Here is a 3,947-nt window from a genome sequence, read left to right on the forward strand (position 1 = left end):
ACATCAAGGGCGAGTGCCCGAAGTGCGGCGCAAAAGACCAGTACGGAGACAACTGCGAGGTGTGCGGCGCGGTGTACGCGCCGACCGAACTGAAGAACCCGTACTCGGCGCTGAGCGGCGCCACGCCGGTGCTCAAGAGCAGCTCGCACTACTTCTTTCAGCTCTCGTCCGACCGCTGCATCGAGTTTCTGCAGCAATGGACGACCGCGCCCGGGCGGCTGCAGGCCGAGGTGCTGAACAAGATCAAGGAGTGGTTCGCCGTCGACGAGCTGGGCCATGTCGGCCTCAACGACTGGGACATCTCCCGCGACGCGCCCTACTTCGGCATCGAAATCCCCGACGCGCCGGGCAAGTACTTCTATGTGTGGCTCGATGCGCCGGTGGGCTACCTGGCGTCGCTGAAAAACCTGTTCGACAAGACCGGCCGAGATTTTGATGCCTTCATGGCCGACCCGGCGGTCGAGCAGGTGCACTTCATCGGCAAGGACATCATCACCTTCCACACGCTCTTCTGGCCGGCCATGCTGCACTTCAGCGGCCGCAAGACGCCCAACCACATCTTCGTGCACGGTTTCCTCTCGCTCAGCGGCGAGAAGATGAGCAAGAGCCGCGGCACCGGCATCTCGCCGCTCAAGTATTTGCAGCTCGGCATGAACGCCGAATGGCTGCGCTACTACATCGCCGCCAAGCTCAACGCGCGGGTCGAAGACATCGACTTCAACCCCGATGATTTTGTGGCGCGCGTCAACTCCGACCTGGTCGGCAAGTACGTCAACATCGCGAGCCGCGCCGCGGGTTTCATCACCAAACGCTTCAGCGGCAAGCTCTCCGGCGACATGGGCGTTGAAGGCCGCGTGCTGCTCGACGGCCTGCGCGCGAACCGCGCCACCATCGCCGAGCTGTACGAAGAGCGCGAGCTGGGAAAGGCCTTGCGCGAGATCATGCTGCTGGCCGACCGGGTGAACGAATACGTCGACCAGAACAAGCCCTGGGAGCTGGCCAAACAAGAGGGTCGCGAAGCCGTGCTGCACGACGTGTGCACCGTCTGCATCGAGGCCTTCCGCCTGCTCACCATCTACCTGAAGCCGGTGCTGCCCGCGCTGGCCGCGCAGGTCGAGGCCTTCTTGCGGGTGGAGCCGATGAACTTTGCCGACGCGGCGCGCGCACTCGGCGCCCACACCATCGGCGAATACAAACACGTGATGCAACGTGTCGACCCCAAGATGCTCGACGACCTCTTCGAGCCGGCCGTGGTGGAAGCGCCGCCGCCCGGCGGCGAGCCGCTGGCCGATGAAATCAAGATCGACGACTTCGCACGCGTCGACCTGCGCATCGCCAAGATCGTCCATTGCGAGCACGTCGAGGGCTCCGACAAGCTGCTGCGCCTGACACTCGACGTGGGCGAGGGCAAGACGCGCAATGTGTTCAGCGGCATCAAGAGTGCCTACCAGCCCGCAGACCTCATCGGCAAGTTCACCGTGATGGTGGCCAACCTCGCACCACGCAAGATGAAATTCGGCATCAGCGAGGGCATGGTTCTTGCGGCCTCGCACGCCGACGAAAAGAACAACCCCGGCCTGTACGTGCTGGAGCCGTGGCCCGGCGCCACACCTGGCCTGCGAGTGCGCTGACCCATCCCTTCAATGGCCCTTCACCTGCATCCCTTTCGACCTCGCCTGCTGGATGCACTGAAGGGCTACAACCGCCAACGCTTCTTCGCCGACCTGGGCGCAGGCATCACGGTGGGCATCGTGGCCCTGCCACTGGCCATGGCGTTTGCCATCGCCTCGGGCGTGAAACCAGAGCAAGGCATCTTCACGGCCATCATCGCGGGCTTCATCATCTCGGCGCTGGGCGGCTCCAACGTCCAGGTGGGCGGGCCGGCGGGCGCCTTCATCGTGATCGTGTACGGCATCCTGCTGCGCTACGGCCTGACCAACCTGCTGATCGCCACCGCGCTGGCCGGCGTGTTGCTGTTCCTGATGGGGCTCTTCAAGCTGGGGGCGCTGGTGCGCTATATCCCGGTCACCATCGTGATCGGCTTCACCAACGGCATCGCGGTGCTGATCGCCTTCTCGCAGATCAAGGACTTGCTGGGCCTGTCGATCGACCAGCTGCCAAGCGACTTCTTTGCCCAGGTGCATGCGCTGTCCATGAACATGGGCAGCCTCAACCCCTACGCCCTGGCGCTGGGCGGTTTGTGCGTGCTGATGCTGTTCGGATGGCCACGCCTGTTTGCCAGCAACTCGGTGCTGTCGCCGGCCCTGCTGGAAGGGCGCACGCTGCGCACAGCCGCTCGCGTGCCGGGGCCCATCATCGCGCTGGTCGGCCTCTCGATGCTGGCCTACTGGCTGGAGATGCCGGTCGAGACCATCGGCACACGCTTCGGCGGCATTCCGCAAAGCCTGCCCCTGCTGGCGTTGCCACCCTTCAGCTGGCAAAGCGCCAAGGAGCTGGTGTTCCCCACGCTGACGATTGCGCTGCTCGGCGCCATCGAATCGCTGCTGTGCGCGCGCATTGCCGACAACCTGATCGACCAGCCCAAGCACGACCCCAACCAGGAGCTGATGGCGCAAGGCGTGGCCAACTTCGTGGTGCCTTTCTTCGGCGGCATCCCCGCCACCGGCACCATCGCCCGCACGGTGACGAGCATCCGCGCCGGCGCCTTCAGCCCGATCGCCGGCATCGTGCACGCCGCCACCTTGCTGCTCATCGTGCTGGTGGCAGCCCCCCTGGCGGCCAACGTGCCACTGGCCGTGCTGGCCGGCATCGTGCTGTTCGCCGCCTGGAACATGGGCGAGTGGCATGAGTTCGCCCGGCTGCGGCATTTCAGCGTGCCCTACCGCACGGTGCTGCTGGGCACCTTCTTCCTGACCGTCGTGTTCGATTTGACGGTGGCCTTGCAGGTCGGCCTGGTACTGGCCTGCGGCTTCTTCATCTACCGCATGAGCCAGCTGTTTCGCGTGGAGTCAGCGCCCGACAGCCCGCCCGGCGTGCGGGTGCACCGGCTCTACGGCGCGCTCTTCTTCGGCGCCGTGAGCAAACTCGAGGCCGTGGCGCAGGGCCTGCCCGAAGGCACTCGCGCCGTGGTGCTGGAGATGCACCAGCTGGTGTCGATGGACAACTCCGGGCTCGACGCGCTGATGCAATTGCACCGCGCGTTGAGCCGCCAAGGTGTGCGCCTGGTGCTGTGCGACCTGAACGAACAACCGCACGCCCTGGTCCGCCGCGCCGGCTTCGACGCCGTGCTGGGCAAAGCCAACCTGACCGCCCATTTGGGGGCCGCGCTGTCACGGGCCAACGAGCCTGCCTGAGCTATGCTTTTCCCTGGGAACAGGGAGAGTTTCAAAATGGGATTTCTAGACGACCTCAAGCGCCAGGCCGATGCGCTGAAGACACAACAGACCGTCGACACCGCCACCCTCGCGCGCAACGCCGCGCTCGTCGAGGCAGCTTGCAAGACGGTCTGGCACTACTGGCTGGACCTGGCGCAGCAGCTCAACGTGCTGCAGCCCACGGCGCCGGTGCGTTTTTCGCTCGACAAGAGCACCCCGCTCGACGGGCTCAAGCGCTGCGACTTTCGGGTCGACGCGCGGCGCAAGCAGCACCGCGGCCAGGAGGTCTACGACCACCTGGTGATCCATGCGCTGCAGAAATCGGGCCGCACGCTCACCATGAGCAAAGACTTTCCGCCCGAGATCGAGCGTCTTGAATCCAAGCTGCGGCAGGCCGGAATCTCGCCCGACACCCAATGGGTGCGCCACCCCGAGAGCGGCCGGCTCGAAGAGGTGCGTTTCAGTTTCGTCGCCGATCTGACCCTGATGGTGCGTGTGGTGCCCGACCATGACGAAGGCAAGCTGCGCTTCCAGATCAACAACCTGGACTGCCTGGAGACGGTGACCGCTGACTTTCCGGCCCACCGCGTGGGGTCTGACCTGCTGGACCAG

At 65.1% G+C, this 3,947-nt stretch carries 3 protein-coding genes; all 3 read left to right on the plus strand.

Going from position 1 to position 3,947, the window contains the following annotated elements; translation table 11 throughout:
• The coding region (gene metG / locus RMO40_RS01580) for a methionine--tRNA ligase (protein WP_309715341.1) at positions 1–1,631 on the plus strand (1,631 nt) is incomplete at its 5' end.
• A gap of 12 nt (positions 1,632–1,643) precedes the next feature.
• The gene (locus RMO40_RS01585) at positions 1,644–3,314 is read left to right on the plus strand and encodes a SulP family inorganic anion transporter (RefSeq protein ID WP_309715344.1); all 1,671 of its coding nucleotides are present in this window, start codon (positions 1,644–1,646) and stop codon (positions 3,312–3,314) included.
• A gap of 36 nt (positions 3,315–3,350) precedes the next feature.
• Positions 3,351–3,947, plus strand: a 597-nt coding sequence (locus tag RMO40_RS01590) for a hypothetical protein (RefSeq protein WP_309715347.1), incomplete at its 3' end; no start/stop codon positions are given.

It is taken from the genome of Rhizobacter sp., assembly GCF_031412075.1.
Lineage (GTDB): Bacteria > Pseudomonadota > Gammaproteobacteria > Burkholderiales > Burkholderiaceae_C > Rhizobacter.

Coding starts and splice junctions, on each gene's coding strand:
- RMO40_RS01585 (WP_309715344.1), top strand. CDS start 1,644: ATGGCCCTTCACCTGCATCCCTTTCGACCTCGCCTGCTGGATGCACTG.